This is a genomic window from Candidatus Paceibacterota bacterium, assembly GCA_035530615.1.
Lineage (GTDB): Bacteria > Actinomycetota > Actinomycetes > Nanopelagicales > Nanopelagicaceae > QYPT01.
In genome coordinates this window covers 83,007-107,001 of record DATKUL010000002.1, presented here as the reverse complement: position 1 = coordinate 107,001, position 23,995 = coordinate 83,007, and the positions used below count along the sequence as shown (strand labels likewise).

Sequence of the window (23,995 nt, the reverse complement as noted above, 5' to 3'; positions counted from 1 at the left end):
AGGCTAAAGGTTGAAAATGATTAAAAAAGGGTGTATTTTTCGAAAGTGGCTGACATAGAGAGCAATTTTCTAATCAACGGACTTCTTCGCTCAGTTCGCCATGATCAACCACTGGACCTCAAGACCCTGGCCAACCACAGAGTCTCGGGCGCCCTCGCCGCTCATTATTCGCGTACTGGGTGGCTCACTCGATTAGGACCCGGAGTTTACGCATTTCCAGGCGGGCGTCTTGATCGAGACCAATGCCTACTATTCCTGCAAGAACGCATCATTGGGCTACACGTGGGAGGGAAGACTGCCTTAGCGTGGCAGGGAGTGACCCACTATCTATCGACAGTTGAAACCTTAACCTTATGGGGCGAGGAAAAAACCACATTGCCAAGTTGGTTTGTAAGCCAGTTTCCATCTAACTACCGGTCTTGGTCACTTCTTAACAACAAGGTAGCGGGTCGAGGATTATTCACGCCACCAGAGTTAACACCACACGTGAAAGTATCCGCGCGCGAGCGTGCCCTGCTTGAACTTCTGCGAGATATCAAAACAGAAGTGGATTTGGAAGAAGCTCGACACCTGTTCTTCGCAACGAAGGGTATGCGAGTAAAACATGCTGGCGAATTGCTTGAAGGATGCACGAATGTGCGAACAGTCCGCCTATTCCTGATGTGGGGTCATGAAGCTGACAATATAAATGTCGAGCAATTACGTGCCAAATACATACTTCCAACAGGAAGTTCGTCGCGATGGATAGGGAAACTCGCTGACGGTACGAAGTTGGTGCTTCCCGCATGATGCAAACCGAATACGTTAACGCGGTCCGCCTACTCTTACAGGTTCTGCCGAGTGTTTTCGAAAGTGGCCAATTGGCACTCAAGGGCGGCACCGCAATCAATCTGTATCTCGATGACATGCCGCGGTTGTCCGTCGACATTGATGCCGTGTTTCTTCCGATCGGTATAACACGTGATGAAGCTTTGCTCGCGATCAACGATGAAGTCAGCAAGATCGCACAAACTTCGGAGGGTATGGGGCTACGTGTCCACCGTGCTATTGCGGAGGACGTCAATGAATCACAGTTGTTAATCACCAACGGTTCGACTCAAGTAAAAATTGAGATTAACACTGTGTTTCGCGGAACCGTATTGGAGCCAAAACTCCGTTCACTAAATCCAATGTCATCAGAAATCTTCGCAATTGATGTATCCGCAATGCTTCTTGATCCCGCGGAGATCATTGATGAACTCGTACAAGTCCGAGAGGCGCTGCGCCGCGACATCATCACTGGGTTTAGCGAAGCCAGTCGCTCATTCATCAAAGGTTTCTTTTCTGGTACTCCTCAATGGGATCTGATCCCTTTTAACATCACATCCGAAAGGGATCGCGTAAATCTCATTTACATCTAACTTCGAATCTGGCCGTCGCCCTTCACGATCCAGGTGGTCGTGGTCATTGCTTCTAGACCCATTGGACCACGAGCGTGGAGTTTCTGGTTGGAGATGCCGATTTCGGCGCCAAAGCCCATCTGTTCGCCGTCGGTAAATCGCGTTGAAGTATTGACCATGACGGCAGCGCAATCGGAGAGCGCGATGAATCGGTTCGCGGCGGCTTCTGATTCGGTGACGATTGCTTCGGTGTGCTGAGTTCCGTACTTGGCAATGTGGTCGATGGCTTCATCGACGGAATCAACGACGCCGATGTTCATTTCAAGAACGCCGTACTCGGTCTGCCAATTCTCATCCGTTGCTAATGACGAGGCGATGTGAATGGAGTCTGCGATCTTTAGTGCCTTCTCGTCAGAGTGAAGAACAACCCCCGCTTCAGACAACGCTATGAGTGCCATCGGGAGGAACTTGTCGGCGATTGAACTGTGAACGAGAAGGGTCTCGGCAGCGTTGCAGACACTTGGGCGATGGGTTTTGGAATTGAGAAGGATTGGAATTGCTTTTTCGAGGTCAGCGAATTCGTCAACGTAAACATGGCAGACACCGGCGCCAGTTTCGATAGTTGGAACCGTGGAGTCATCAACAACCATGCGGATAAGCCCCGCGCTTCCGCGTGGGATGACCAGATCTACTTTGCCACGGGCGTGCAGGAGAGCGTGGACGGTTTCGCGATCGTAGGAAGGGACAAGTTGGATGACATCAGGAGAGATATTTGTCTTGGCAAGGGCATCGCGCATTATGTTGACGAGTGCTTCATTGCTGGAGGATGCGCTGGATGAACCACGGAGAAGTGCGGCGTTGCCGGACATGAGAAGGATGACAGCGGCATCGACTGTGACATTGGGGCGAGCTTCATAAACCATGCCGACAACCCCGAATGGAACTGTGACCTGCTTGAGGTGAAGTCCATTGGGAAGGGTGGATTCGCGCAGGGTTATTCCGAGTGGATCGGGAAGATTGGCGACTTGGCGTGCGCCCTTTGCAATATCGCGGATCCTTTGTGGGGTGAGGAGCAACCGGTCAAGAAGTTGCGGGTGCATCTCTTCGGCGCGACCACGAGCCATATCTTCTTCATTAGCAGCAAGGATCTCTTCGCTTCTGCTCTCGATTTCATCGGCAATGGCGAGTAGGGCTGCCTCTCGCTCTAATCCCGATGCAGTTGTGAGAGTGCGGGCAGCAAGTCGGGCACGAGTGGCAAGGTCGGAGATCAGCGTTGCGGCATCCATAAAGGCAAGCCTATACGGGCTTAGGATTCACAGGTGCGCACCTTATTTCGCTTCGTTCTAAATCTAGTCATCGGACTCCTTGCCTTCTACATCCTTCTCTTCAGCGCGACTCGGATAATCCACTACCCCGAACCTATCGCCGCTATTCGATTGGGAATTGCTCCGGCCTCCAAGACGCCGACTCTGATGCCATTTCATATTGTCGATCCTGCGACCAAGCCTGTTCTGTGGAGTTCGGCAGAAGGGTCTATGCCTGCAAGCGTCAATTGGGATGGGGTGAATATTTCTTTCAAGGATTTCCTGGCAACTACCTCAACTACTGCTTTTCTAGTGGTGCGCGATGGCGTGATTACCTATGAGTGGTACGGCAAGTCGATAAACGCACTGAGCAAGCTCCCTTCGTACTCAATGGCTAAGACCTTGACTTCCATCATGATCGGCCAACTTATCGCAGAAGGAAAGATCAAAGAATCTGACACCTTTGTTCAGTACTTCCCCGAATTCAAAACTGGTGGAAGTTTCGACACGGTCACTATTCAGAGCCTTCTCGATATGCAATCCGGTGTCGGCGTGAGTGACAATTATCCAAGTGGTCCCTCCGGCTGGGGTGTGGCCATTGCGCAGATGTATGCGACCACCGACCTCAATTTCTTTATGGAGCACAACCGAAAGATGAATTGGGATCCAGGAACCCAATCCGAGTACCGAAGCGTTGATACGCAAATGCTCGGTTTCATCATCAAGAAAGTCACCGGTATGAGTGTCTCCGATTACTTCAGCCAACATGTCTGGCAGCCCATCGGTGCCGAGCAGAGTGCGTTCTGGAACGTGGACCATGTGGGAGGTCTAGAGAAGACTTTCTGCTGTTTCAATGCCACAGCACGAGACTGGGCACGTATTGGCGCGCTAGTTCTCAATAACGGCGCAGGTAAAGTGGGAAATGCCAACTTGATCAATGCGGCTTGGATGAATCGCCTCACTACTGCCGCAACAACTCTAGATCACGGCTGGGGATATGGCGCACAGATGTGGCATCCCTTTGCGGGATCGTCGATGCTCTTGGGGCTACACGGCCAGTACATCTTCATTCAGCCCAGTACTCACATGGTAATTGTGAAACTAAGTGATGAGCCAACTGATAATGGAAATAATGAAGAACTGACTGCAGGGGTTCTGCACGATGTCGCGACGGCAGCGTACTAAGCCCAAATTTGCATTTGGTCCTAGGCGGCGTTGGAGATGCTGAAGTCGAAGACCACTTTGACGGTGCCCAAACCCGGATATTCGACGGTGTTGGTTCCCTTTCCAGTTCCCTTCACCACATGCGTCACTGGATCAGATACAAACGTCACTGTAAAGGTCATTGCTCCGTATATCGAGTTTGAAGCAGTGACTGTGGCGACACCGGACACATCAGTGACATAGCCGTTGATCTTCCAGATATCGGCGGTTCCAATGATGTCGCCATTGAGGACAGTGTTAGAGGTGTTGAGCGTTGAGGAAAGTAAGGAGATTACATTGTCGTTCTGAGTCACCGTCACAATGGCAGTGCCAACGTACTTCCCATCGAATGCTGTGATGCCAGGACGCTGTGGAAACTGAGTTGGGGTCGCTGTCGGCAAAGGCGCGGTCGTCGCTGTAGGAGTAGGGCTCGCATACTTGGGCGCGATATATTTTGTCGCCCGAAAACGAACAAGTACGCGCGCAAATCCCACGATTGAATCGGGCCCGGTTCCAACTGAATTCACCGCCGCCACAGTGAAATAGAACCAGACCGGTGCCGGTTTGCTGCTTGGCTTGTTGGGATTTGCGATAGGAACTTTGCATGTCGTGGCCGAACTCTTACAAACGTAAACTTTCTTACCGGGGTTGTAGGTAATCCTGTACGAAGTAATAGCCCTGCCGCCATTCGTCGCAGGCGCTTTCCACTTCAATGTCGCGCTATTCAATCCACCTACGGCGGTGACATTTGTCGGGGCCGAAGGAAGCGAGTATTTGGAAGTAGCAGCGCCAGAGATATTAACCCCGCTGAGGCCGATAAGCACGAAAACAATTGCGAATATGGAGAACCTTCGGCGACGCGAACCTTCCATTGCCACTCCTCAACACGACTTTGCCGTGACAAAAAGTCTAGTAAGAGGCGCATTTGAGTAGTGAAGAAAATGAGAGTGGCAGCCCACATTTGCAAAAGCTAGAGAAGAACTAGATCATCCCTATGAATGAGTTCGCGTTCGTATTCGGCGCCCAATTCCTTGGCAAGTTCCTTCGTTGAACGTCCCAGCATCTGAGGAATTTCCACAGAATCAAAAGCGACCAGGCCGCGTGCAATAACGCGTCCATCTTGGGTTGCGATTTCCACGGCATCACCCGCACTGAATTCCCCTTCGACCCCAGTAACGCCAGCGGGAAGAAGTGAGACGCCCCGCTCGATTAGAGCCGTGACTGCTCCAGCATCGACAGTCAGGCGACCATTGGGCGTGGAGGCGTGTGCGAGCCAGAGTAAACGTGAATTTGTTTTGGAGTGCTGTGCATGGAAGTAAGTGCCCACATCTTCACCATCGAGTGCTCTCTTCGATTGCGCAAGAGAAGTGAGGAGCATTGGGATACCTGCACTAGTCGAAATACGGGCGGCTTCGACTTTGGTGACCATTCCCCCGCTTCCGACTCCGGCGGCGCCGACTCCGCCTATTGTTGCGTCGTCAATATCGGTGACGGACTCAACCTCGCTGATCCGTTGTGCTCCAACTTTTGTTGGAGGCGCGTCATAGAGAGCGTCAATGTCGGAGATCAGAACAAGTAGATCGGCCCCAATGACGAGTGAAACCAGAGCGGCAAGTCGATCATTGTCTCCGAAGCGAATTTCCTGCGTGCCAACTGTGTCATTCTCATTGATGATTGGAACAACGCCGAGGGCGAGCAAACGATAAAGAGTGCGCTGGGCATTCTTGTAATGAGAGCGATGGATGACATCCTGGGTGGTCAGAAGGATTTGGGCAGCCGTTGTTTGGTAGCGTGCGAAACTCTCCGTATAGCGGTGCAGCAGCAGACCCTGTCCGACCGCGGCGGCGGCCTGCTGCGTTGCTAAGTCTCTGGGTCTGGCCTTGAGCCCCAGTGGAGCAAGTCCGGTAGCAATGGCACCAGATGAAACTAGGACAACTTCGGCACCTCTTTCGCGACAAGTTGCCACGAGATCAACCAGGCGATCTACGGCAGTTGGGTCTAATTCTGACCCAGCCTTTCCCGTCAGCGAAGATGAACCCACCTTAATGACAATTCTCTTAGCCTTGGAGATATGCCCGCGACTCATCGGCTTTCCTCAACCTCTGAATCTTCTTCTGAATCAGCAGTCGCCTCGGCCACATCTTCCGCGTCCATTTCCAATTCCGACTTCAATACCGGAGTGCGGGGATCGTCAATGGCAAATTCCCACTGACGGGCGAGTTCTTCATCGCTGAGTTGGTCTTGGACCTTCTCATATCCGCGCCACACAGAATCAAATCGCTCATCTTGACCTCGCGCACCCAGGAGTTCGGCGCCCGATTCAATCGTTGGTTCCCAGTCAAAGATAACAGCGTCATCGCCTTCTCCAACGCGTACTTCACTTCCGGCGACTGCGCCTTTCTTGAGAAGTTCGCGCTCGACACCAAGTATCGCCATGCGATCTGCAAGGTAGCCAATGGCTTCAGCATTTTTAAAGTTGGTCTGACGGACCCAGCGAAGAATCTTCGTGCCCGTGATGGAGAAAGAGCCGTCTTCATTTGGAATGACAACGAAACCGGAGTCATCAACGGAGACTGGACGCAGAACAATTCGTGTCCGTTCTTCCGTCGCGGCGGCGGCTCGATTCTTCTGAATGACGCGCGCCATGGCGAAAGTTAGATCGCGCAATCCGGCATGCGATGCAGCGGAGACTGGATAGACCTCATACCCGCGATCGCGAAGTGTCTGTGCAACCATGTCGGCCATTGCTGCGCCATCAGGGAGATCGATTTTGTTGAGAGCAATAATGCGTGGGCGATCTTCGAGCCCGCCATATTCGGCGAGTTCGTTTTCAATGATTTCTAAATCTTGGATCGGATTGCGATCTGTTTCTAGCGTGCCACAATCCAGAACCTGAACGAGCGCGGCGCAACGTTCGACGTGACGGAGAAATTCATGTCCCAAGCCTTTACCTTGGCTTGCACCAGGAATAAGTCCAGGAACGTCAGCGACAGTAAAGCGAGTCTCCCCCGCCTCCACTACGCCGAGGTTGGGAATAAGGGTGGTGAATGGATAATCCGCGATCTTGGGACGAGCCTTCGACATGGCTGCAATAAGAGAAGACTTTCCAGCGCTTGGGTAACCCACGAGTGCGATATCGGCAACACTCTTGAGCTCGAGAATGAGTTTGCGTTCTTCGCCTGGCTCGCCAAGCAGCGCAAAGCCGGGTGCGCGACGTTTGGAGGAGGCCAACGCCAAGTTGCCCAGGCCACCGTGTCCGCCCTGCGCTGCAATAAAGACAGTCCCGTTGCCGACCAAGTCGGCAAGTTGATTGCCTTTATCATCGAAGACAACAGTGCCGTTGGGAACTTTAAGAGTGAGATCTTCACCTGCAGGTCCATCTTTGCGATCGCCGTATCCTGCGCGACCGGACGTTGCCTTGCGATGTGGTGAGTGGTGGTAATCAAGAAGTGTTGTGACGTTTGGATCGACAATGAGTTTGATATCTCCGCCGCGTCCTCCATTGCCACCATCTGGACCACCGAGGGGTTTGAACTTCTCGCGGTGCACGGAGACGCATCCATCGCCGCCCTTTCCGGCAGAGGCGAAGAGCGTGACTTGATCAACGAATGTTGTCATCTCTGCTCCCTTCGATTGTCGGTAAGTAGTCCTTAAATTTTAAATGCTCCGTAAAAATAAAAGAGCGGGTCCGCATGCACGGCCCGCTCATTTATGAGTACCGAGAACTAGGCGACGGGGACCACATTCACAACGCGACGTCCGCGCGCGCGACCGAATTCAACTGCGCCAGCTGCCATTGCAAAAAGTGTGTCGTCCTTGCCGCGTCCTACGTTTGCGCCTGGGTGGAAGTGGGTGCCACGCTGACGCACGAGGATCTCGCCGTTCTTGACTACCTGTCCGCCGAAGCGCTTAATTCCGAGGTATTGCGCGTTTGAGTCGCGACCATTTCGTGTCGATGAAACGCCTTTTTTACTTGCCATCTCTCAACTCCTTAGTTCATGCCGTTGATGGCAGTGATAAGTACGCGTGTGTTCTTCGAACGGAAACCCTGACGACGGCGGTAGCCGGTCTTGTTCTTGTAACGAAGAATGTCGATCTTCTTGCCCTTGGTCTCATCCACGATCTCGGCCATAACTTTTACGCCGGAGAGGACCTTTGGGTCGGTCGTGACGGTTGCACCGTCAACGACGAGAACTGCGGGGAAAGTTACGGTGGATCCTGCCGCGGCGTCGATACGATCGACAGTCACGGTGTCTCCGACGGCGACCTTTTCTTGGCGTCCGCCAGCCTTCACGATTGCGTACACGTAACAACTCCAGTTCTTTTGGCTTTCACGCTTATTCGGCACTTCTAGGATAAAAAGACCACTAAGCAGAGGCTTAGGGTACGGAAGTTTGACCCCCTGGGTCAAACTGAGACCCATTTATAGGCTCATTTTGGACCTGGACCAGGCTCCCAAAGTTAGGCGCCTGGTGTGATTACTCCCGAACTTGCCGCGCGACGACGGCGTCGTCCCTTTGCTGGTTCTGGAGTCACAACATGTGGCATTTCCGCAGTTTCGCTCTCCCCGGAGGCTTCGTAATCCTCACCCGACTCCACCTCAAGTTCGACCTCTTCCATCTCAGTAACTTCATGCTCAATGGCATCATGAACATCGCCCAGGCCATTCTGTCCTCCAAAGGGAAGAGATGGACGAGCCTTCACGGGATCGGTCTGAATATGTATTCCGCGGCCGCCGCAAGTTTCGCACGGGGTCGAGAAGGCTTCAATGAGACCTTGCCCAACTCGCTTGCGAGTCATCTGAACCAGACCGAGCGAAGTCACTTCGGCAACCTGATGCTTGGTGCGATCACGCCCGAGACATTCGACAAGGCGACGCAGAACCAACTCGCGGTTAGATTCGAGAATCATGTCGATGAAGTCGATGACGATAATGCCACCGAGGTCACGCAGGCGCAGTTGTCGAGAAATTTCTTCGGCTGCTTCCAAGTTGTTCTTGGTAACCGTCTCTTCCAGGCTTCCGCCCTTACCGATAAATTTTCCGGTGTTGACGTCGATAACAATCATTGCCTCCGTGCGATCGATAACCAGAGATCCACCTGAAGGTAGATAAACCTTGCGATCAAATGCTTTGGCCAATTGCTCATCTACTCGATAATCGGTGAAGAGATCTCCCAAACCCGTCCACTTCTCAATCTTTGAAGTGAGCTCTGGTGCAATGAAGCCGAGATAGTTGTTGATCTCTTCCCATGCATCATTTCCTTGAATGGTGAGCTTGCGGAAATCTTCATTGAAAATATCGCGAATAACACGGACTGCGAGATCAGGCTCTGAATAAAGAAGTGCTGGTGCATGAAAATTTGGGTTTTCAGATTTTGCAACGATGTCATCCCACTGGGTTTTCAGTCGCGCTACATCTGCTTCGATTTCCGCATCGCTTGTTCCTTCTGCCGCGGTGCGGACAATGACGCCCGCTTCATCCGGAACAACGGCTTTGAGGATTGTTTTTAATCGTGCGCGCTCTGGTTCCGGAAGTCGACGGCTGATACCGCTCATTCCACCACCTGGCACGTAGACCAAATATCGACCGGGAAGGCTGATCTGACTTGTTAGGCGAGCGCCTTTCTGTCCGATCGGATCCTTCGTCACCTGGACGAGCACTGGTTGTCCGGTCTTCAAAACCATTTCAATTTTGCGCGGTTGTGAGTCAGAAATGCCAGCAGCATCCCAATTCACTTCAGCTGCATAAAGAACTGCGTTGCGGCCCTTTCCAATATCGACGAATGCCGCTTCCATGCTGGGAAGAACATTCTGTACGCGACCCAAATAAACATTGCCGACGTATGAAACGTTGGTGTGACGGTTGACGTAGTGCTCAACCATGACCTTGTCTTCGATGACGCAGATCTGCGTGCGATCTCCTATTTGACGGACCAACATCTCACGGTCGACATTCTCACGACGTGCCAGGAATTCGCCTTCGGTAATGATTGTTCCGCGCTTGCGATACGGCTCGCGATATTCACTTCGCGCTTCACGAGTACGACGAGGTGCTCGATCGCGGGCTGCACCACGGGCTGGACGTTCGCGAACCTCACGAGGCTCGCGCGGTTCACGCACCTTTACAACTGTGATGACGCCATCTTCTTCTACGGTCTCACCCGGTGTGACTCCATCAGTGGATGAACGGCGTCGACGTCGTCGGTGGGTGGCGCTTTTTTCGGACTCGGAATCTCCAACATCAGATTCGGTGGACTCAACATCTAACTCGTTTGGACGGCGGCGACCGCGGCCGCCTCTGCGACGGCGGCGACCGCGCCCTTCTGAGTCGGCTGAACTTGCCGCTTCCGGCTCAGTTGCAACGGGAATGACGGCTGGAACCGCTTTCTTCCGTGACGTGGCCTTCTTGACGACGCTCTCTGGGGCGCTTTCCTCGGTTGCAGCCTTGGCTCGGGAAACACGGGCCGGTTTCGCCTGCGCCACCGGGGCTGCCTGGAACATGGGAACGGGAATCGCCGCAGCGCTCTTCTTAACGGGGGTCTTTTTTGTCGCTATTTCACCCGTATCGGTTGAAACTACAGCGGTAGCTTTCTTAGCCGCACGCTTGCGCGGCGTTTTTGGCTCAATAGCCATATCTAGTACCAAATCCTCTATGCGTTCAAAAAAACGCGCTCATGCTCGCTTCCGAGCAAATCTTTGTTGAGTTCGCGCTGGCGGTGACCGCGATGAAATCGCGAGCCGCGCTGAACTTTGGGCTAAGTATGGCAGAAAGGCGGGTCAAAGCCCAACACAACGCCCAAAACCCCAGTTCGGAGGAGGGGAGACATCCGGTTCAAGCAATAGTTGTGACCCAGCCGCAGCCGAGACCCGGAAGGTGTCATCTAAGAAGTCCTCTCAGATGCTTGTCTTTACCGCCTATAGCCGTTACTGTAACGGCTATAGGCGAAGGAGATGACATGGGTACCGAGACGGTAGTAGCCGAAGTTGCAGGAGAGAACTGCTTGGTGGTCCGAGTGAGGGAACTTCGGGGCGCTCGCACACTCAGTGAGGTCGCCGCCAGGGTTGGCATGCGCCAGGATGACTTGGGCAGGATCGAGCGGGGAGAAACCTCAAGTATTCGGTATGAGACACTCCTAAAACTGTGCACGGAGTTTAAGGTTGGCCCTGATGAGATATTCAAGGTAGAACCAGTAACTAAAAGCACACCAACCCCACTAGAACGAGTTCTCGCAGCCATAGAGGCGGGGACAGTCAGAACCCATAAAGTCCCGACCAGTCGGGGATCTCACGTGCTTCGCCAAGAGGAGAGTTTGGATATGACCGATTCCGTCAACTTTGCGGACCTAGAGGAGCCTGCTACCACGCGACGTCGGATCCGACCATTGTCGGCCCGAGTAAAGTAAGTACCATCCCAATAGTGACCAACGGTATCTATGTAACGGATGACACTCGGCCACTACAACAGGGAGATATCGTCCTCGGCAGTGGCGTTGTCCGACTGACTGCCTTACAAGACATTTTCATACCACCAGCATGGGCGGGAATCGACACGATACAGAGCCAACTAAGTACGTCCAAATCAGGAGACTCTGGGTTGGGAGCAATCGGGGGCTCATCGTTAGTGATGGTTCTTAGCCACGACTGCCAGTTGGATAAAGAACTCAACAGGTCTGCTAGAAACCTAATGAAATCAGATCCGAGCCTCACCTCGGAAGAAGCCTTTGAGATCGCAGAGAAGAACCCTGAACTAGATCGGTTTGTTCTCGTCGCCCCACTAGTGGATGTTGACCAAATACCTAATGGAGGAGACCAGAACTTCACCAACAATGTCCTCCGCGGTGCGATGCTAGGTTATTTCCCTCTGCAAGACGAGACGAACCTTGCAATAAGCCGAACGGTTGTTGACCTCAGTTACCGATCCACAGTTGATATCCTCACCCTTACTCAGCGACTAACTAGTTTGTCGGATATTGCTCGAATGCAGTTGCGCTACGCACTCGCGAGGATGGATTCACTTCGCGTGCCAGTGTTAGATGCAAGTTTCTCGGAGGCGATTGGACAGAAAATAACGGACATACAGTCACCTAGAAAGGCCAGCCCTACCGTAAGACTCATATTAGAAAACGGGAAAGCTTTGGAAGTACTACTTCCTGCGACGAGTACCGATCAGGAAGGACCCACTAGAAAAAAGACACGGGTGGCAAAGTCAAAATGAGGAAGACAATGGAAGCTCTCGATTGACTAAACAACAAGCACATGAGATCGATGCGCTAAGACTCAAAAAGGCGGATTGATTTCTCCGATTGGGTTTTGAACTACAGAACGGAGTAGTGCCGGTGCGAACACGGCAACTACAAGAATGGAAGCAACGCCACTAAGCAAAATTGTGGTTCGCGGACCGATGAGAGAAATGACGAGACCCGCTATTGCCAGCGCAGAGAGATTGCCAGTAGAAATTGCGGCTTGAACCACTGAAATAACACGAGCACGACTCTCGTCAGGTGATCGATGAACGATTAGTGCGAATCCGTAAGCCGTGAATGTGCTGCCGCCTGCACCTGCCAGTGCAGCGGTAGGCAGAAGTAATGCCCAGTGCCAAGCACAGCCGGTTAGTAGTACGGCAAGGCCAAGCATTAGAGTTCCCACAATGATGTTTGCGGGTAGCCGAGCCTGATCTACTTCGCGCCGTTCGTTGATGAGTGCAGCGATGAACTGCCCGGCAGCAAACACTGAGGCAGTAAGACCATAAATGAATGTTGACGCATGAAGATCGTCAAGTGCGAAAAATAATTCAGCCACGTTGTACGCCCCCAGCGCAACTACGAGACTGAACATCAAAATGGCAAGAGCTCGAATGACAGGTTCGCGCTGCACAATCTGCAATCCGGCCCACACATCTCCGCGCTGCCGCGGACCTCTCTCACGAGCATGAAACGGCAGAGTTAGAAATGCAGGAACAATGGCAAGCAACGCAAATGTCGCAGCATTGGCGAGCATTGGCGTTACGTAACCGAACTGGCTCACCATGAGCCCGGCTATCGCCGGGCCGGCCATTCCGGCTATTGCATACAACGCCTGCATAAGCGAAAGAGCCTGCGGTAGAGCATCCTTGCCAACGATCTCTGGCAATGTGGCAGACCACGCAGGAGCGGTGAACGCTTGGCCGGCTCCAATCAAAGTTATGAGCCCGAGTGAGACAAACAGTGGTGTGTTAAATGCAAGTAGGGCAGCAAAGACCGCTTGCCCGATGTTGACGAAAGGAGCCAGGCGACGCACTGGCACACGGTCAGCAACAGTTCCCGCCCAAGGCGAAAGCAAGATCAGAGGTAGATGCCCTGCCGCCAAAATAACAGCAATAGAGAAGGCTCCGCCGCCATGATGTTTCTCGCGGAGCAGAAGAGCGAAGATCGCGAGTTCATCACCGAGAAACGAAAGCGCACGCGCCGAAGCGATGACACGAACCGTATTCCAGCCTGCAGGGCGCGCCTTTGACATCCGCCCATCCTGCCGAGATAGAAGCAATAACACAACGGGGTAGCCCGGCTATTGGAGGTCAACCATGTTGACCAACCTCACTAACCTCTTTGACGTGCGTAAACATTTTGGAGCAGACCGATCCCAATGAGGTTGGCGAACATGCTTGATCCGCCATAGGAGATAAAGGGCAGCGGCACACCCGTCATAGGCATCAACCCCATGGTCATGCCGATATTTTCAAATGCCTGAAAAGCAAACCATGCAATGACGCCGGTACAGACTAGCCTGCCAAAAAGATCTTGCGATCTTCGAGCTATTCGGAAAGCTCGCAGAAGAATCACCAAGAAGAGGAGCAAGATAAAAGAGCTCCCCACAAAGCCAAGTTCCTCACCTGCCACTGTGAAGATGAAATCGGTCTGCTGTTCGGGAACAAACCGTCCGTTGGTTTGCGGACCATTGAATAGTCCCTTACCGAGAAGGCCGCCAGATCCAACCGTGATTCTGGATTGGCGCAACTGATAACCACTTGCCTCGGGATCGGCAGAAGGATTGACAAAAGATTGCAATCTCTTCACCTGATATTCACTCAGGACTCCAATCTTCACTGCAGTGAATCCACCCATGAGCGCAACAATGAGAAGACCGGCAACCCATCGCGACGGTGCTCCAGAGACGGCGACAATTGTCACTACCGATGCACTAATAATGATGACGGTACCCATATCGGGCTGGATAAGAATCAGCAGAATGGGCAATGCTGCAATAAGCAGTGCTCTCACTACATCTTCGTGCGTGGGTGATTCGCGATCATGAATCCGCTCTGAGAGAACCATCGATATTCCAACGATGATGGATATCTTCGCGAGTTCGGCAGGTTGAATCTGAAAACCACCAGGAAGAGATATCCATGCCCGCGCGCCGTTGACGGTACTTCCGATACCGGGAATCAAGACTGCAATTAATCCCAGAACACTCGCCCCATAAAACAGCGGCGTGTAAGCGCGCAATAATCTGTAATCAACAAAGGTCGCACTCACCGCAAGAAAACCACCAATAAGAATATTGATGACGTGTCGCTTTAGGTAATACTGCGGATCTAGCCCCATCCCGGCATACCAAGCACGAGTCGCCGAATAAACGAGAAGGGTTCCGATAATGAGTAAACCAGCAACCGCGACGGTAAGGATCGGATCGGAGCCGGCCATCAAAGAACCACGCCGAGTCCGCCGTCTGAAAGTCATTGTCGCGCTCATTTGGAGGAGACTTTCATAGTTGGTGATATCCGAGGAAGTGTGGTTGGCGGACCAGACGGGAAGAGCGCCTTGCCTGGCATAACTTTGTTCCCGACCACTCCGAAAATGGCATTGTAGATTTTACGCACGCCGAGTCCGCTCACTTCCGAACCAAACCCACCTTGGCTCACCATCATCACGACGGCGTAGCGTGGTTTCTCGGTGGGCCCAAAAGACGCGAACCAGGAGGTGTTGTCCTTCTTTGTCCCATCGGCATTGAGGCCAAAAACTTCTGCTGTACCTGTTTTTCCGCTGACCGCAATTGGGAAACCTGCAAAGACGAATCCGCCGGTGCCGCTAACGACCACCTCACGAAGGGCGCCTTGTAAGAATTTCAGGGTGGATTTCTTAGCCGGTAGCGTGCCCAAAACTTTCGGAGTAACGCGGGTAATAACTCTCCCTTCCGTTGTAACAATTGCCTCACCAACCGTGGGTTGCCAAATTTTGCCGCCATTGGCGATTGCCGCATACATCTGTGTCAGTTTGAGTGGTGTGATGACGGTATCGCCTTGACCGATGGAAAAGTTCACGGCGTCACCGCCTCGTATCTTGTCTCCATCAATGCAGTTTTCTTTGGCAAGTGCCACAAGAAACGTTGTCTGTTGGCTCTTGGGAGCACGCTTAGTGTAATTGCAATAGTAATTCTTATTCTCCGCAAACCAAGCTTTACGCCATTGGCGATCCGGCAGACGACCCGCAGACTCCGCCGGAAGATCAATCCCGGTCTTCTCTCCGATTTGGAAACCACGCGCTGCCGAGAAAAAGTAATCATGGGCATTCTTCTTGGGAGAAAGACCACCATCACGTAGCCATTCATCATAAGCAATCTTGTACCAAATCGTGTCACAGGAGATTGCAATAGCTTCCTTCATCGTAATGGTTCCTTGAGATTTGCTCTCAAAGTTTTGAAAGTCGATATTTCCAACCTTCACGCTCGATGGACAACTGTATGTCGCATTCATGCTGTAACCCGCATTTGCCGCAGCGAGAACCGAGACAGATTTAAAAGTTGAGGCGGGAGCGAAGAGGCCTTGCAATGCTCGCGAGAGTGCTGGCACGCCATTCTCTTCGCTGAAGAGATCCTTCGCTTGCTTAAAGGTCAACCCTTTCTCCCAAATATTTGGATCATAGGTTGGGTAAGAGGCAAGCGCTAAAACCCGACCGGTTTTCACATCCATGACGACGGCCGCACCCGAATCACCACGATTTCCGTTGGCACGTGCTTGGGTAATCGCTTCGGACAGAGCCTTCTCGGTTGCCGCCTGTAATCGCACGTCGATGCTTGTCACGAGATGATCTCCGGGAATTGGCGGAATGTTCTGCGCTTGTCGGGTGACAGACTCCTGTCGATCGACGATCACCGTGCGAATGCCTGGTTTTCCGCGTAAGTACTTGTCGTACTGATATTCCAAGCCCGCTTTTCCTATTGACTCGCTCCGATAGAAGTGAAAACCATCAGCACCGGATAAGTCCGACTCGGTCAGAGGGCCGACGTATCCAAGAATATGCGCTGCATTAACTCCATCCTTGCCAGGATAATTCCGCACGGCCACCGGTTTGGAGTCGATACCAGGATAGAGATCTGCTCTCTCCACAATCTGGAGCGCCTTATTTGGGTCTGCATCCTTGGTGATTGGGATTGGCTGGTAGCGAGTACCTATCCAGCATCCCGCTTGTACCGAATTCGGAATTTCACCACAGAGTCGAGTCTGTGAATAAACGTTGGCATATTTAAGTCCGAGAAGTTTGGCTGTTTTTGCCAGAACTGCCTTGCCACCGTCTTTCTGACGATCCAAAACACTTCTATCAACGGTGACGGCGAGTCCAACTCTGTTAAGTGCCAAAGGCACACCCGATGAATCGACTATGAGTCCGCGAGTTGCAGGCGTAACGATGTCGCGACTTTGAATACTCAATGCCGCATCGCGATATTTTGCTCCGGCTCCGATCTGCAAATAAAAAAGACGACCCATCAAGGCGAGCATGAGCGAGAGAATTAACGTTTGGGTAACGATCAAACTCAATCTCGAACGTTGGTTCACTGGAACTCACGCGTTTCGAATATAGCTCGATGAAGTCGGGAAGCCACAGGAAGAACAAAGGGAGCAATTGCCAATGTCCAAAGACCATTTCCAACGATGGAACGCACAAGTTGGCGCATATTTCCGACTTCAAGACCAAAAAGTGAATTCAAAAGTACGTAAACTGATATCGAAATGACTGCCGCGCCGGCCACAAAAACAACCAGACTCAGCGGACTCCCCTGAAGGCTGTCGTCCCCGTAGCGAAGGAATGCGATGCCAAATCCAACGGCGGACAATATAAGTGCCCATTGGCCCATTGGCCCATTTGACGAGGGAGCCAGGTCCAATAAGAAGCCGCCGAAGAAACCGCCAATTGCGCCGATCTCTGGCGAACTCAGGGCAGACCACGAAAGAACAAATATAAGGAAGAGAGAGAAGCCGCCGAATGGTAGATGAACCTGGTCGATGATCATGAACTCCATCGCATAAACGAGAAGGAAAATTAGAGCAGTATAGGAACCTCTTCTCGTGTACATGGGGTTCTATTTTTTCGTGGCTGTTGAGTTGGACGGAGTTGCGGAGGGGACACCTGAAGCAGATGGCGTCGGAGTCACAAAAATGGTGACCGTTGGAATCGGTGTGGGTGTCGGTTTTGCAGGAACGAGTGCGTCGCGGGGATCTATCACCGGAGCCCTGAGAACCACCGCAACAACGGAAAGTGAATGTAAATGAGTGAAAAATTTGACTTCGGCCAACTGTGAGATAAGGCCGGCAGAATTCGGAACTGCAGTCACAACGCCCACGGGCACTCCGGGAACAAATGGCTTACCTCCTTCGCTCCCGCGCGCAACGAGGACATCTCCTTTTTTCACAGAAGACTGACTATCGAGAAGTTGCAGCATTGCCCGATCCGTCCCTTGACCGCTGAGAATTCCAATCTCTTGGCTTCCCGCGATACGCACGCCAACTCGGAAAGCGGGGTCGGACTCAAGAAGAACTAGTGCAGTCGATGCATACACCTCTTTGACAACACCAACGAGGCCATCACCGCAAATAACTGTCATGTCCCTCGTTATATGAGCGTTGGCACCGACATCAATTGTGATCGACTGACTGAACGAAACACTCGTTCCTTGAGAGATGACTTTCGCACTCACAATCTTGTATCCGCCCGTGCCGGCAAGATTAAGAATCGATTTGAGTTGCTTTATCTGCGCATCAGTACCTTTAAGATCGATCAGGCTTTTCCGAAGTTTTGCATTCTGATCTACAAGGCTCGCGAGTTGCGTACGAGTGCGACCAAGGTGTGCGACATCAGAGAAGAAATTACCGAGTGGAGTTAGGGCTGTGCTCGCGGCCCGTTGGAAGGGACCCAGAACGCTCTGAGTTCCTTGACGCAGACCGGATATGAGTTGCACACCCCTCATATCCAGAGTAATCAGAAAGAGGGAGGTGACAATCAAAGTCACCAGCAACAGGCGACTTCTATTGTCGCCGCCATATCGCATGACAGATTACCTATCGACGAGGTTCGGAAATCAAGACTTTCTCTAAAGCCTCAAATTCTTCGATACATTTCCCGGTGCCCTCTACAACTGCATCAAGAGGACGATCTGCGATGTGAATCGGCATTCCTGTTTCGCGTCGTAGACGCTCATCAAGTCCGCGAAGAAGGGCCCCACCGCCAGTAAGAACAATGCCGCGGTCCATGAGATCGCTAGATAACTCAGGTGGGGTTTTATCGAGAGTGCTCTTGACTGCATTGACGATTGCGTTGACCGGCTCTTCTATTGCTTTTCGGATTTCAGCAGCCGTGACGACAATGGTTTTTGGTAATCCAGTCGCTAAATCGCGACCACGAATTTCTGCATCTGGTTCGCCTTGAATTGGGTAGGCCGAGCCAATAGCCATCTTTATTTCCTCGGCGGTGCGCTCTCCCAAAAGAAGTGAGAATTCGCGTTTAACCCAGTTGATGATGGCTTGGTCAAGCTCGTCTCCACCGACTCGGATGGACTGAGCCGTGACAATTCCACCCAACGAGATGACCGCGACCTCAGTCGTACCGCCTCCGATATCGACGACCATGTTGCCGGTTGGCTCGTGAATAGGAAGGCCAGCACCGATTGCCGCTGCCATTGGTTCTTCGATGATGTAAACCTTACGAGCACCTGCGGCATAACCCGCATCCTTAACCGCACGTTGCTCTACGCCAGTGATACCCGACGGTACACAGACGACGATACGCGGCTTGGCGAGGTAGCGCCGGCGATGTACTTTCTGGATGAAGTAACGGAGCATCCGCTCTGTTGTATCGAAGTCTGCAATAACGCCATCCTTGAGTGGGCGGATTGCCACAATATTTCCTGGGGTACGACCAATCATCTTCTTGGCTTCATGGCCAACGGCAAGAATCGCGCCGGTATCTTGATTGACGGCTACAACGCTTGGCTCGTTGAGGACAATGCCGCGTCCACGCACATAAACGAGGGTATTTGCGGTCCCCAAGTCGATGGCCATATCGCGACCAATAAATGACATTCTGTTGCTCATGTATTCCTCTCAGCTGTTCCGGTAAATCCACCAAAGAAAATCTTTATTTCGCGTTCGGCCGACTCGACCGAATCAGATCCGTGAACAAGGTTCTGAACAACTTTTGTACCCTGATCGCGAGCCAGGTCTCCGCGGATTGTTCCGGGAGCGGCAACAGTCGGATCAGTCGCACCCGCGAGAGATCTGAATCCCTCAATGACGCGATTGCCTTCAGCAATCATTGCCACGATCGGACCCGAGAGCATGAATTCAACAAGTGGTTCGAAAAATGGTTTGCTTGCGTGCTCTGCATAATGACGTTCGAGTGTTGCGCGGTCTGCATTCATCATCTTTAGAGCAGAAATTGAGTAACCTTTGGTTTCGATCCGTGCGATGACCTCGCCAACCAGACCACGGCGTACGCCATCGGGCTTTACCAATACTAATGTTCTCTCTAACACTCTCTCTGGGCTCACCCCGAGAGTCTAATCGGTCTATTGACTCTTGTGACCCGCGCTCTCGCCCGCCTTCAAAAGGGCGGCTCGGGCCGCCTCCCCCTTGCGACCGACCACAATCGCCGCGACCCAGAGGCCACCAAAAAGTGCTCCCAGAAAAAATAGGGGGGTCACGACGAACCCGTAGGCAATCATGGCTACTTGAAGAATCGACCCAAGAATCCAACCCGAACGCTTCCGGAGCATCCCCGCCGCGATAATAAGGAGAAAGGCAATGACTCCCCCGAGGATCAAGAGTCCGCCGCTCTCATTTTTCGAGGCGAGAAGAACTGCAAAACCCATCACCATCACTTCCATGGCGAGTACCGCAGACCCTAAAACTTTCACATCCGGATCAATCTCTTGAGAGCCGCTTGAGAATTGCCCGAGCCTGTCCGACTGTTACAACAGAACCGGTAATGACGATTCCAATTGAGTCATCGCTAAGTGGGCGACGTGCATCAGTTATGGCGCGCTTGATTGCCTCCTCCAAGTGATCGACTTTCACCACTCGATCGGCTCCGAAAATTCTCGTCGCGATTCTGTCTACTTCCCCCACCGGCATTGCACGTGATGACTCGCTCGCGGTAACAATAATTGAACTCAACACAGGTTCAAGTTCGGTGAGAATTCCTTCGACGTCTTTATCCGCGAAGGCCGCGAATATTCCAATAATTTCATCAAAGGTAAATTCGGTTTCGAGAGTTTCGGCAATCGCCTTTGCTCCGTGAGGATTATGTGCCGCATCCAATATGACTGTCGGATCGCTATGAACAATTTCGCATCTTCCTGGAGAAGTAACGGCAGCGAATCCTTCCTGCACTGATTCGAGAACTAATTCTTCTCCGCCAAAGAACGCCTCGACTGCGGCCAGGGCAGTGGCCGCATTGGCCCCTTGGTGCTTGCCATGCAACGGCAGGAAAATATCGTCATACCGCCGACCTAAGCCATTAATACTGATTAATTGACCTCCGACGGCGATCGCCCGACTCTCAAGGGAATACTCCACGCCTTCACGGGCAACGATGGCTTCAACTTCAGCAACTCGGCGCATCAATTCGACTGCTGCCTCTGGTTCTTGCCTGGCAAGAATGACGGATGAACCAGGCTTGATGATTCCACCTTTTGTCTTGGCAATTTCAGTGAGCGTATTCCCAAGATATGCGGTGTGGTCGAATCCAATCGGGGTAATTACCGAGACAGCGGCTTCCACCACATTGGTGGCATCCCATTCCCCGCCCATTCCAACTTCAATAACGCCAATATCGACCGGCCATTCTGCAAAAGCCACGAATGCAATGGCGGTCATCGCTTCAAAGAAAGAAATTGGGTGTTCAAATTTCTGATCCATCAAATCGATATACGGCGCGACATCATTGTAGGCAAAAATGAAATCCTTGGGCTCGATTGGTTCGCCGTTGATGGCAACCCGCTCCAGAAAACTCTCCAAATGCGGACTTGTAAATCGACCCGTGCGAAGGCCATGTGCGGCCATGAGGGAATCAATCATGCGGGCCGTTGTTGTTTTCCCATTTGTCCCGCCAACGTGGATTGTCGGATAACTCAGTTGTGGAGATCCAAGGTGATCTACCAGAGCTGATATCCGCTCAAGGGTCGGCTCAATCCGTGTCTCAGGCCAACGCGCCTCTAACGCCACCTCAATAGCGTGAATACGGGCTTGGTCGTCGCCGCTCGTCATGCGGATGGAAGTTTCGCGAGCTGGGCGTTGATTCTATCAATCTCTGCATCCGTCTTAACCAATCGCTCTCGAATTTCCGCCACAACATTGGCTGGCGCCTTGGCCATGAAATTCTCATTGGAAAGTTTGACATTGGCCGTCTCACGATCCTTCTGTGCAGTAGCCAAATCCCTGGCAAGACGACTTCGTTCCGCGCCAACATCAACGGCACCCGATAGATCTAGTTCAACTTTCATTTCACCGATTTCCAGAGTTGCGCTCGGAACGAAAAGAGTGTCTTCTTCAGGGTGGTCAATTCGCAGGACAAATCGCATGGCGGCGTCGTATCGAGCAAATTCCTGAGGAGCAATAAAGCGACCAGGAATCCGTTGGCTTGTCTTGATTGCCTGATCATTTCGGAAGCGTCGAACCTCCGTAATAATTTCTTGCACCTGGATAATTAATTTTTCGCCGACAAGATCGACGTGATCATCTATTGGCCTTGGCCATTCAGCTATGACTACCGACTCACCTCCAGTGAGTGCAGTCCACAATTCCTCAGTAAGAAAAGGCATGATCGGGTGCATGAGACGAAGAAGTTGGTCGAGAACGTATCCCAAAACTCGCTTTGAGTCGTGTGCAGTACCTGTGGCAAATGATTCCTTGGAGAGTTCGAGGTACCAGTCGCATAGGTCATCCCAGGCAAAATGATAAATCTGATCGCATGCGCGAGCGAATTCATAAGTCTCCAGTAGTTCATCAACCTCGGTAATCGTCTCGTTGAGACGGCTCAAGATCCAACGATCGAAAACGTTGAGCGAATCGAAAGCAGGCAAGTCGCCTTCGACAGTCGCACCGTTCATCATTGCGAAGCGAGTCGCGTTCCAGAGTTTTGTGCCGAAGTTTCGCGAGCCTGCAATCCACTCCTCCGCCAAGGCTTGGTCCGCACCTGGGTTTGCGCCGCGAGCAAGGGTGAAACGGATGGCATCGGCTCCATAGGTATCCATCAGTTCGAGGGGGTCAATTGCATTTCCCTTGCTGCGGCTCATCTTCTTGCCGAATTTATCGCGAACGAGCCCGTGAAGAGCGATCACGCGAAATGGTGGGACCCCATCCATCGCAAAAAGTCCAAAAAGCATCATTCGCACTACCCAGAAGAAGAGAATGTCATAGCCAGTGATCAACACGCTTGTTGGATAGAACTTCTTCAAATCTTCAGTGGTATCGGGCCATCCGAGCGTAGAAAATGGCCAGAGAGCCGATGAGAACCACGTATCCAAAACATCCGGATCTTGAACATACCCTTCGGGCGCATTCTCATCAGGACCGAGTACTAGTACATCTCCTTCGGGACCGTACCAAACTGGAATGCGGTGTCCCCACCAGAGTTGGCGCGATATGCACCAGTCATGCATATTGTCTACCCACTCAAAATAACGCGGCGCAAGTGATTCAGGTTCGATTTTCACTTGCCCATTGCGAACTGCGTCGCCAGCAGCTTTGGCAAGTGGAGCAACTTTTACAAACCACTGCTTGGAAAGACGCGGCTCAACAACAGTGTCGCATCGTTGGCAATGTCCAACTGCGTGAATATATGGACGCTTCTCGGTAACGATTCGTCCTTCCGCCCTGAGGGCTTCCACAACAGCCTTGCGGGCTTCGAATCGATCTAAGCCATCAAAGCGCGTTCCTGAATTAGCAACTTCTCCTTCTGCATTCAAGACGACGATGCTTTCAAGATTGTGGCGTTGCGCAATCTCAAAGTCATTCTGGTCATGTGCAGGAGTTACTTTGACTGCACCCGTTCCGAATTCAGGATCAACGTGTTCATCTGCAACCACAGGAATTTCACGTCCAACCAATGGTAAAAGAATCGTCTTGCCAATGAGATGCGCATATCGCTCGTCATCGGGATGTACCGCAATCGCGGTATCGCCAAGCATCGTCTCGGCGCGAGTGGTTGCTACAACAATGGAGTTTTCACCATCGCCGTACCGGATTGAGATTAGTTCGCCAGCATCATCATTATGTTCAACTTCTATATCTGAAAGCGCGGTCATGCAGCGAGGACACCAGTTAATGATGCGCTCGGCACGGTAGATGAGACCGGCATCGTAGAGCCGCTTGAAAATAGTGAGAACCGCGCGTGACATTCCCTCATCCATCGTGAACCGTTCGCGACTCCAATCGACACTGTCGCCAAAGCGGCGCATCTGTTCGAGGATTGCGCCACTCGATTTTGCTTTCCAATCCCACACGCGTTTAACAAATTCCGCGCGGCCAAGATCGTGGCGTGAGAGTCCCTCCGCGGCCAACTGCTTCTCAACGACGTTCTGGGTTGCGATACCGGCGTGATCTGTGCCAGGCAACCAGAGGGTGGTAAAGCCCTTCATGCGCTTCATACGGATGAGGATGTCTTGCAGAGTGTGATCAAGGGCAGTGCCAATGTGCAAGACGCCGGTGACGTTGGGAGGCGGAATGACAATCGTGTAAGCGGGCTTATCCGAAGTTACATCCGCAGTGAAATATCCCGCATCTACCCACTTTTGATAGAGCGGGCCTTCTATCTCAGAAGGTGCAAAAACCGAGGGCAATTCGCGCTGACTCATAGAGGA

22 protein-coding genes are annotated in these 23,995 nt (G+C 52.2%); 5 read left to right on the top strand and 17 right to left on the bottom strand.

Annotation, left to right across the window (positions count from 1 at the left end; all coding sequences use genetic code 11):
• Window positions 1-45: 45 nt before the first annotated feature.
• Window positions 46-789 carry a type IV toxin-antitoxin system AbiEi family antitoxin domain-containing protein gene (locus tag VMW30_03545; GenBank protein HUW87433.1) on the top strand — a complete coding sequence of 248 codons (744 nt, stop codon included), beginning with the start codon at window positions 46-48 and terminating at the stop codon, window positions 787-789.
• A complete protein-coding gene (locus VMW30_03540) occupies window positions 786-1,400 on the top strand; it encodes a nucleotidyl transferase AbiEii/AbiGii toxin family protein (protein HUW87432.1) in 615 nt (204 codons plus the stop codon). Before VMW30_03545 ends, VMW30_03540 begins: the two co-directional genes overlap by 4 nt.
• Here VMW30_03540 and VMW30_03535 read toward each other — a convergent pair.
• On the bottom strand, window positions 1,397-2,665 hold the full coding sequence (locus VMW30_03535; protein HUW87431.1) for a glutamate-5-semialdehyde dehydrogenase: 1,269 nt from the start codon (window positions 2,663-2,665) through the stop codon (window positions 1,397-1,399). The two genes, VMW30_03540 and VMW30_03535, sit on opposite strands and share 4 nt — an antisense overlap.
• Window positions 2,666-2,698: 33 nt before the next feature.
• Between VMW30_03535 and VMW30_03530 the strand changes: the two genes are divergently transcribed.
• A complete protein-coding gene (locus VMW30_03530; GenBank protein HUW87430.1) occupies window positions 2,699-3,868 on the top strand; it encodes a serine hydrolase in 1,170 nt (389 codons plus the stop codon).
• 20 nt (window positions 3,869-3,888) lie between these two features.
• On the opposite strand, the gene VMW30_03525 is transcribed toward VMW30_03530, so the two are convergent.
• The 6 genes from VMW30_03525 to VMW30_03500 all read right to left on the bottom strand — a co-directional run bounded on the left by VMW30_03525 (window position 3,889) and on the right by VMW30_03500 (window position 10,519).
• Window positions 3,889-4,758: a fibronectin type III domain-containing protein gene (locus VMW30_03525; GenBank protein ID HUW87429.1), complete on the bottom strand. Its 870-nt coding sequence runs from the start codon at window positions 4,756-4,758 to the stop codon at window positions 3,889-3,891.
• A gap of 98 nt (window positions 4,759-4,856) precedes the next feature.
• Window positions 4,857-5,972: a glutamate 5-kinase gene (gene proB, locus VMW30_03520; GenBank protein HUW87428.1), complete on the bottom strand. Its 1,116-nt coding sequence runs from the start codon at window positions 5,970-5,972 to the stop codon at window positions 4,857-4,859.
• Window positions 5,969-7,504 (bottom strand): GTPase ObgE, encoded by a 1,536-nt coding sequence (gene obgE, locus VMW30_03515; GenBank protein HUW87427.1) that lies wholly within the window; start codon window positions 7,502-7,504, stop codon window positions 5,969-5,971. The genes proB and obgE overlap by 4 nt, the downstream gene beginning before the upstream one ends.
• Window positions 7,505-7,611: 107 nt before the next feature.
• On the bottom strand, window positions 7,612-7,866 hold the full coding sequence (rpmA, locus tag VMW30_03510) for a 50S ribosomal protein L27 (GenBank protein ID HUW87426.1): 255 nt from the start codon (window positions 7,864-7,866) through the stop codon (window positions 7,612-7,614).
• Window positions 7,867-7,877: 11 nt separating this feature from the next.
• Window positions 7,878-8,192 carry a 50S ribosomal protein L21 gene (rplU, locus tag VMW30_03505; GenBank protein HUW87425.1) on the bottom strand — a complete coding sequence of 105 codons (315 nt, stop codon included), beginning with the start codon at window positions 8,190-8,192 and terminating at the stop codon, window positions 7,878-7,880.
• Window positions 8,193-8,347: 155 nt separating this feature from the next.
• Entirely contained in the window at window positions 8,348-10,519 is a 2,172-nt protein-coding gene (locus VMW30_03500; GenBank protein ID HUW87424.1) for an Rne/Rng family ribonuclease, read from the bottom strand.
• Window positions 10,520-10,842: 323 nt separating this feature from the next.
• On the opposite strand from VMW30_03500, the gene VMW30_03495 reads away from it, so the two are divergent.
• Window positions 10,843-11,289, top strand: coding sequence for a helix-turn-helix transcriptional regulator (locus tag VMW30_03495; GenBank protein ID HUW87423.1), 447 nt, complete (start codon window positions 10,843-10,845; stop codon window positions 11,287-11,289).
• Window positions 11,290-11,303: 14 nt separating this feature from the next.
• Window positions 11,304-12,101 (top strand): hypothetical protein, encoded by a 798-nt coding sequence (locus VMW30_03490; protein HUW87422.1) that lies wholly within the window; start codon window positions 11,304-11,306, stop codon window positions 12,099-12,101.
• Window positions 12,102-12,163: 62 nt separating this feature from the next.
• Here VMW30_03490 and VMW30_03485 read toward each other — a convergent pair whose 3' ends face one another.
• From VMW30_03485 to VMW30_03440, 10 genes are all read right to left on the bottom strand, one after another.
• Entirely contained in the window at window positions 12,164-13,381 is a 1,218-nt protein-coding gene (locus VMW30_03485; GenBank protein HUW87421.1) for an MFS transporter, read from the bottom strand.
• A gap of 80 nt (window positions 13,382-13,461) precedes the next feature.
• On the bottom strand, window positions 13,462-14,616 hold the full coding sequence (rodA, locus tag VMW30_03480) for a rod shape-determining protein RodA (protein HUW87420.1): 1,155 nt from the start codon (window positions 14,614-14,616) through the stop codon (window positions 13,462-13,464).
• The gene (mrdA, locus tag VMW30_03475; protein HUW87419.1) at window positions 14,613-16,679 is read right to left on the bottom strand and encodes a penicillin-binding protein 2; all 2,067 of its coding nucleotides are present in this window, start codon (window positions 16,677-16,679) and stop codon (window positions 14,613-14,615) included. The genes rodA and mrdA overlap by 4 nt, the downstream gene beginning before the upstream one ends.
• Before the next feature lie 14 nt (window positions 16,680-16,693).
• Window positions 16,694-17,215, bottom strand: a complete 522-nt coding sequence (gene mreD / locus VMW30_03470) for a rod shape-determining protein MreD (protein ID HUW87418.1) — start codon at window positions 17,213-17,215, stop codon at window positions 16,694-16,696.
• A 6-nt stretch (window positions 17,216-17,221) separates the two neighbouring features.
• Complete coding sequence (gene mreC, locus VMW30_03465) at window positions 17,222-18,187, bottom strand: rod shape-determining protein MreC (GenBank protein ID HUW87417.1); 966 nt, start codon at window positions 18,185-18,187, stop codon at window positions 17,222-17,224.
• A 10-nt stretch (window positions 18,188-18,197) separates the two neighbouring features.
• Window positions 18,198-19,229 carry a rod shape-determining protein gene (locus VMW30_03460; protein HUW87416.1) on the bottom strand — a complete coding sequence of 344 codons (1,032 nt, stop codon included), beginning with the start codon at window positions 19,227-19,229 and terminating at the stop codon, window positions 18,198-18,200.
• Window positions 19,226-19,684, bottom strand: a complete 459-nt coding sequence (gene ndk, locus VMW30_03455; protein ID HUW87415.1) for a nucleoside-diphosphate kinase — start codon at window positions 19,682-19,684, stop codon at window positions 19,226-19,228. Before ndk ends, VMW30_03460 begins: the two co-directional genes overlap by 4 nt.
• A gap of 18 nt (window positions 19,685-19,702) precedes the next feature.
• The gene (locus tag VMW30_03450) at window positions 19,703-20,050 is read right to left on the bottom strand and encodes a DUF4233 domain-containing protein (protein HUW87414.1); all 348 of its coding nucleotides are present in this window, start codon (window positions 20,048-20,050) and stop codon (window positions 19,703-19,705) included.
• A 7-nt stretch (window positions 20,051-20,057) separates the two neighbouring features.
• A complete protein-coding gene (locus VMW30_03445) occupies window positions 20,058-21,401 on the bottom strand; it encodes a folylpolyglutamate synthase/dihydrofolate synthase family protein (GenBank protein ID HUW87413.1) in 1,344 nt (447 codons plus the stop codon).
• Window positions 21,398-23,989 (bottom strand): valine--tRNA ligase, encoded by a 2,592-nt coding sequence (locus tag VMW30_03440; GenBank protein ID HUW87412.1) that lies wholly within the window; start codon window positions 23,987-23,989, stop codon window positions 21,398-21,400. The genes VMW30_03445 and VMW30_03440 overlap by 4 nt, the downstream gene beginning before the upstream one ends.
• Window positions 23,990-23,995 lie beyond the last annotated feature (6 nt).

Bases quoted from the DNA above. Each gene is read 5' to 3' on its own strand.
- VMW30_03540 (HUW87432.1), top strand. From the start codon at position 786: ATGATGCAAACCGAATACGTTAACGCGGTCCGCCTACTCTTACAGGTT.
- VMW30_03535 (HUW87431.1), bottom strand. From the start codon at position 2,665: ATGGATGCCGCAACGCTGATCTCCGACCTTGCCACTCGTGCCCGACTT.
- VMW30_03525 (HUW87429.1), bottom strand. From the start codon at position 4,758: ATGGAAGGTTCGCGTCGCCGAAGGTTCTCCATATTCGCAATTGTTTTC.
- proB (HUW87428.1), bottom strand. From the start codon at position 5,972: ATGAGTCGCGGGCATATCTCCAAGGCTAAGAGAATTGTCATTAAGGTG.
- obgE (HUW87427.1), bottom strand. From the start codon at position 7,504: ATGACAACATTCGTTGATCAAGTCACGCTCTTCGCCTCTGCCGGAAAG.
- rpmA (HUW87426.1), bottom strand. From the start codon at position 7,866: ATGGCAAGTAAAAAAGGCGTTTCATCGACACGAAATGGTCGCGACTCA.
- VMW30_03500 (HUW87424.1), bottom strand. From the start codon at position 10,519: ATGGCTATTGAGCCAAAAACGCCGCGCAAGCGTGCGGCTAAGAAAGCT.
- VMW30_03495 (HUW87423.1), top strand. From the start codon at position 10,843: ATGGGTACCGAGACGGTAGTAGCCGAAGTTGCAGGAGAGAACTGCTTG.
- VMW30_03485 (HUW87421.1), bottom strand. From the start codon at position 13,381: ATGTCAAAGGCGCGCCCTGCAGGCTGGAATACGGTTCGTGTCATCGCT.
- rodA (HUW87420.1), bottom strand. From the start codon at position 14,616: ATGAGCGCGACAATGACTTTCAGACGGCGGACTCGGCGTGGTTCTTTG.
- mreD (HUW87418.1), bottom strand. From the start codon at position 17,215: ATGTACACGAGAAGAGGTTCCTATACTGCTCTAATTTTCCTTCTCGTT.
- mreC (HUW87417.1), bottom strand. From the start codon at position 18,187: ATGCGATATGGCGGCGACAATAGAAGTCGCCTGTTGCTGGTGACTTTG.
- VMW30_03460 (HUW87416.1), bottom strand. From the start codon at position 19,229: ATGAGCAACAGAATGTCATTTATTGGTCGCGATATGGCCATCGACTTG.
- VMW30_03445 (HUW87413.1), bottom strand. From the start codon at position 21,401: ATGACGAGCGGCGACGACCAAGCCCGTATTCACGCTATTGAGGTGGCG.
- VMW30_03440 (HUW87412.1), bottom strand. From the start codon at position 23,989: ATGAGTCAGCGCGAATTGCCCTCGGTTTTTGCACCTTCTGAGATAGAA.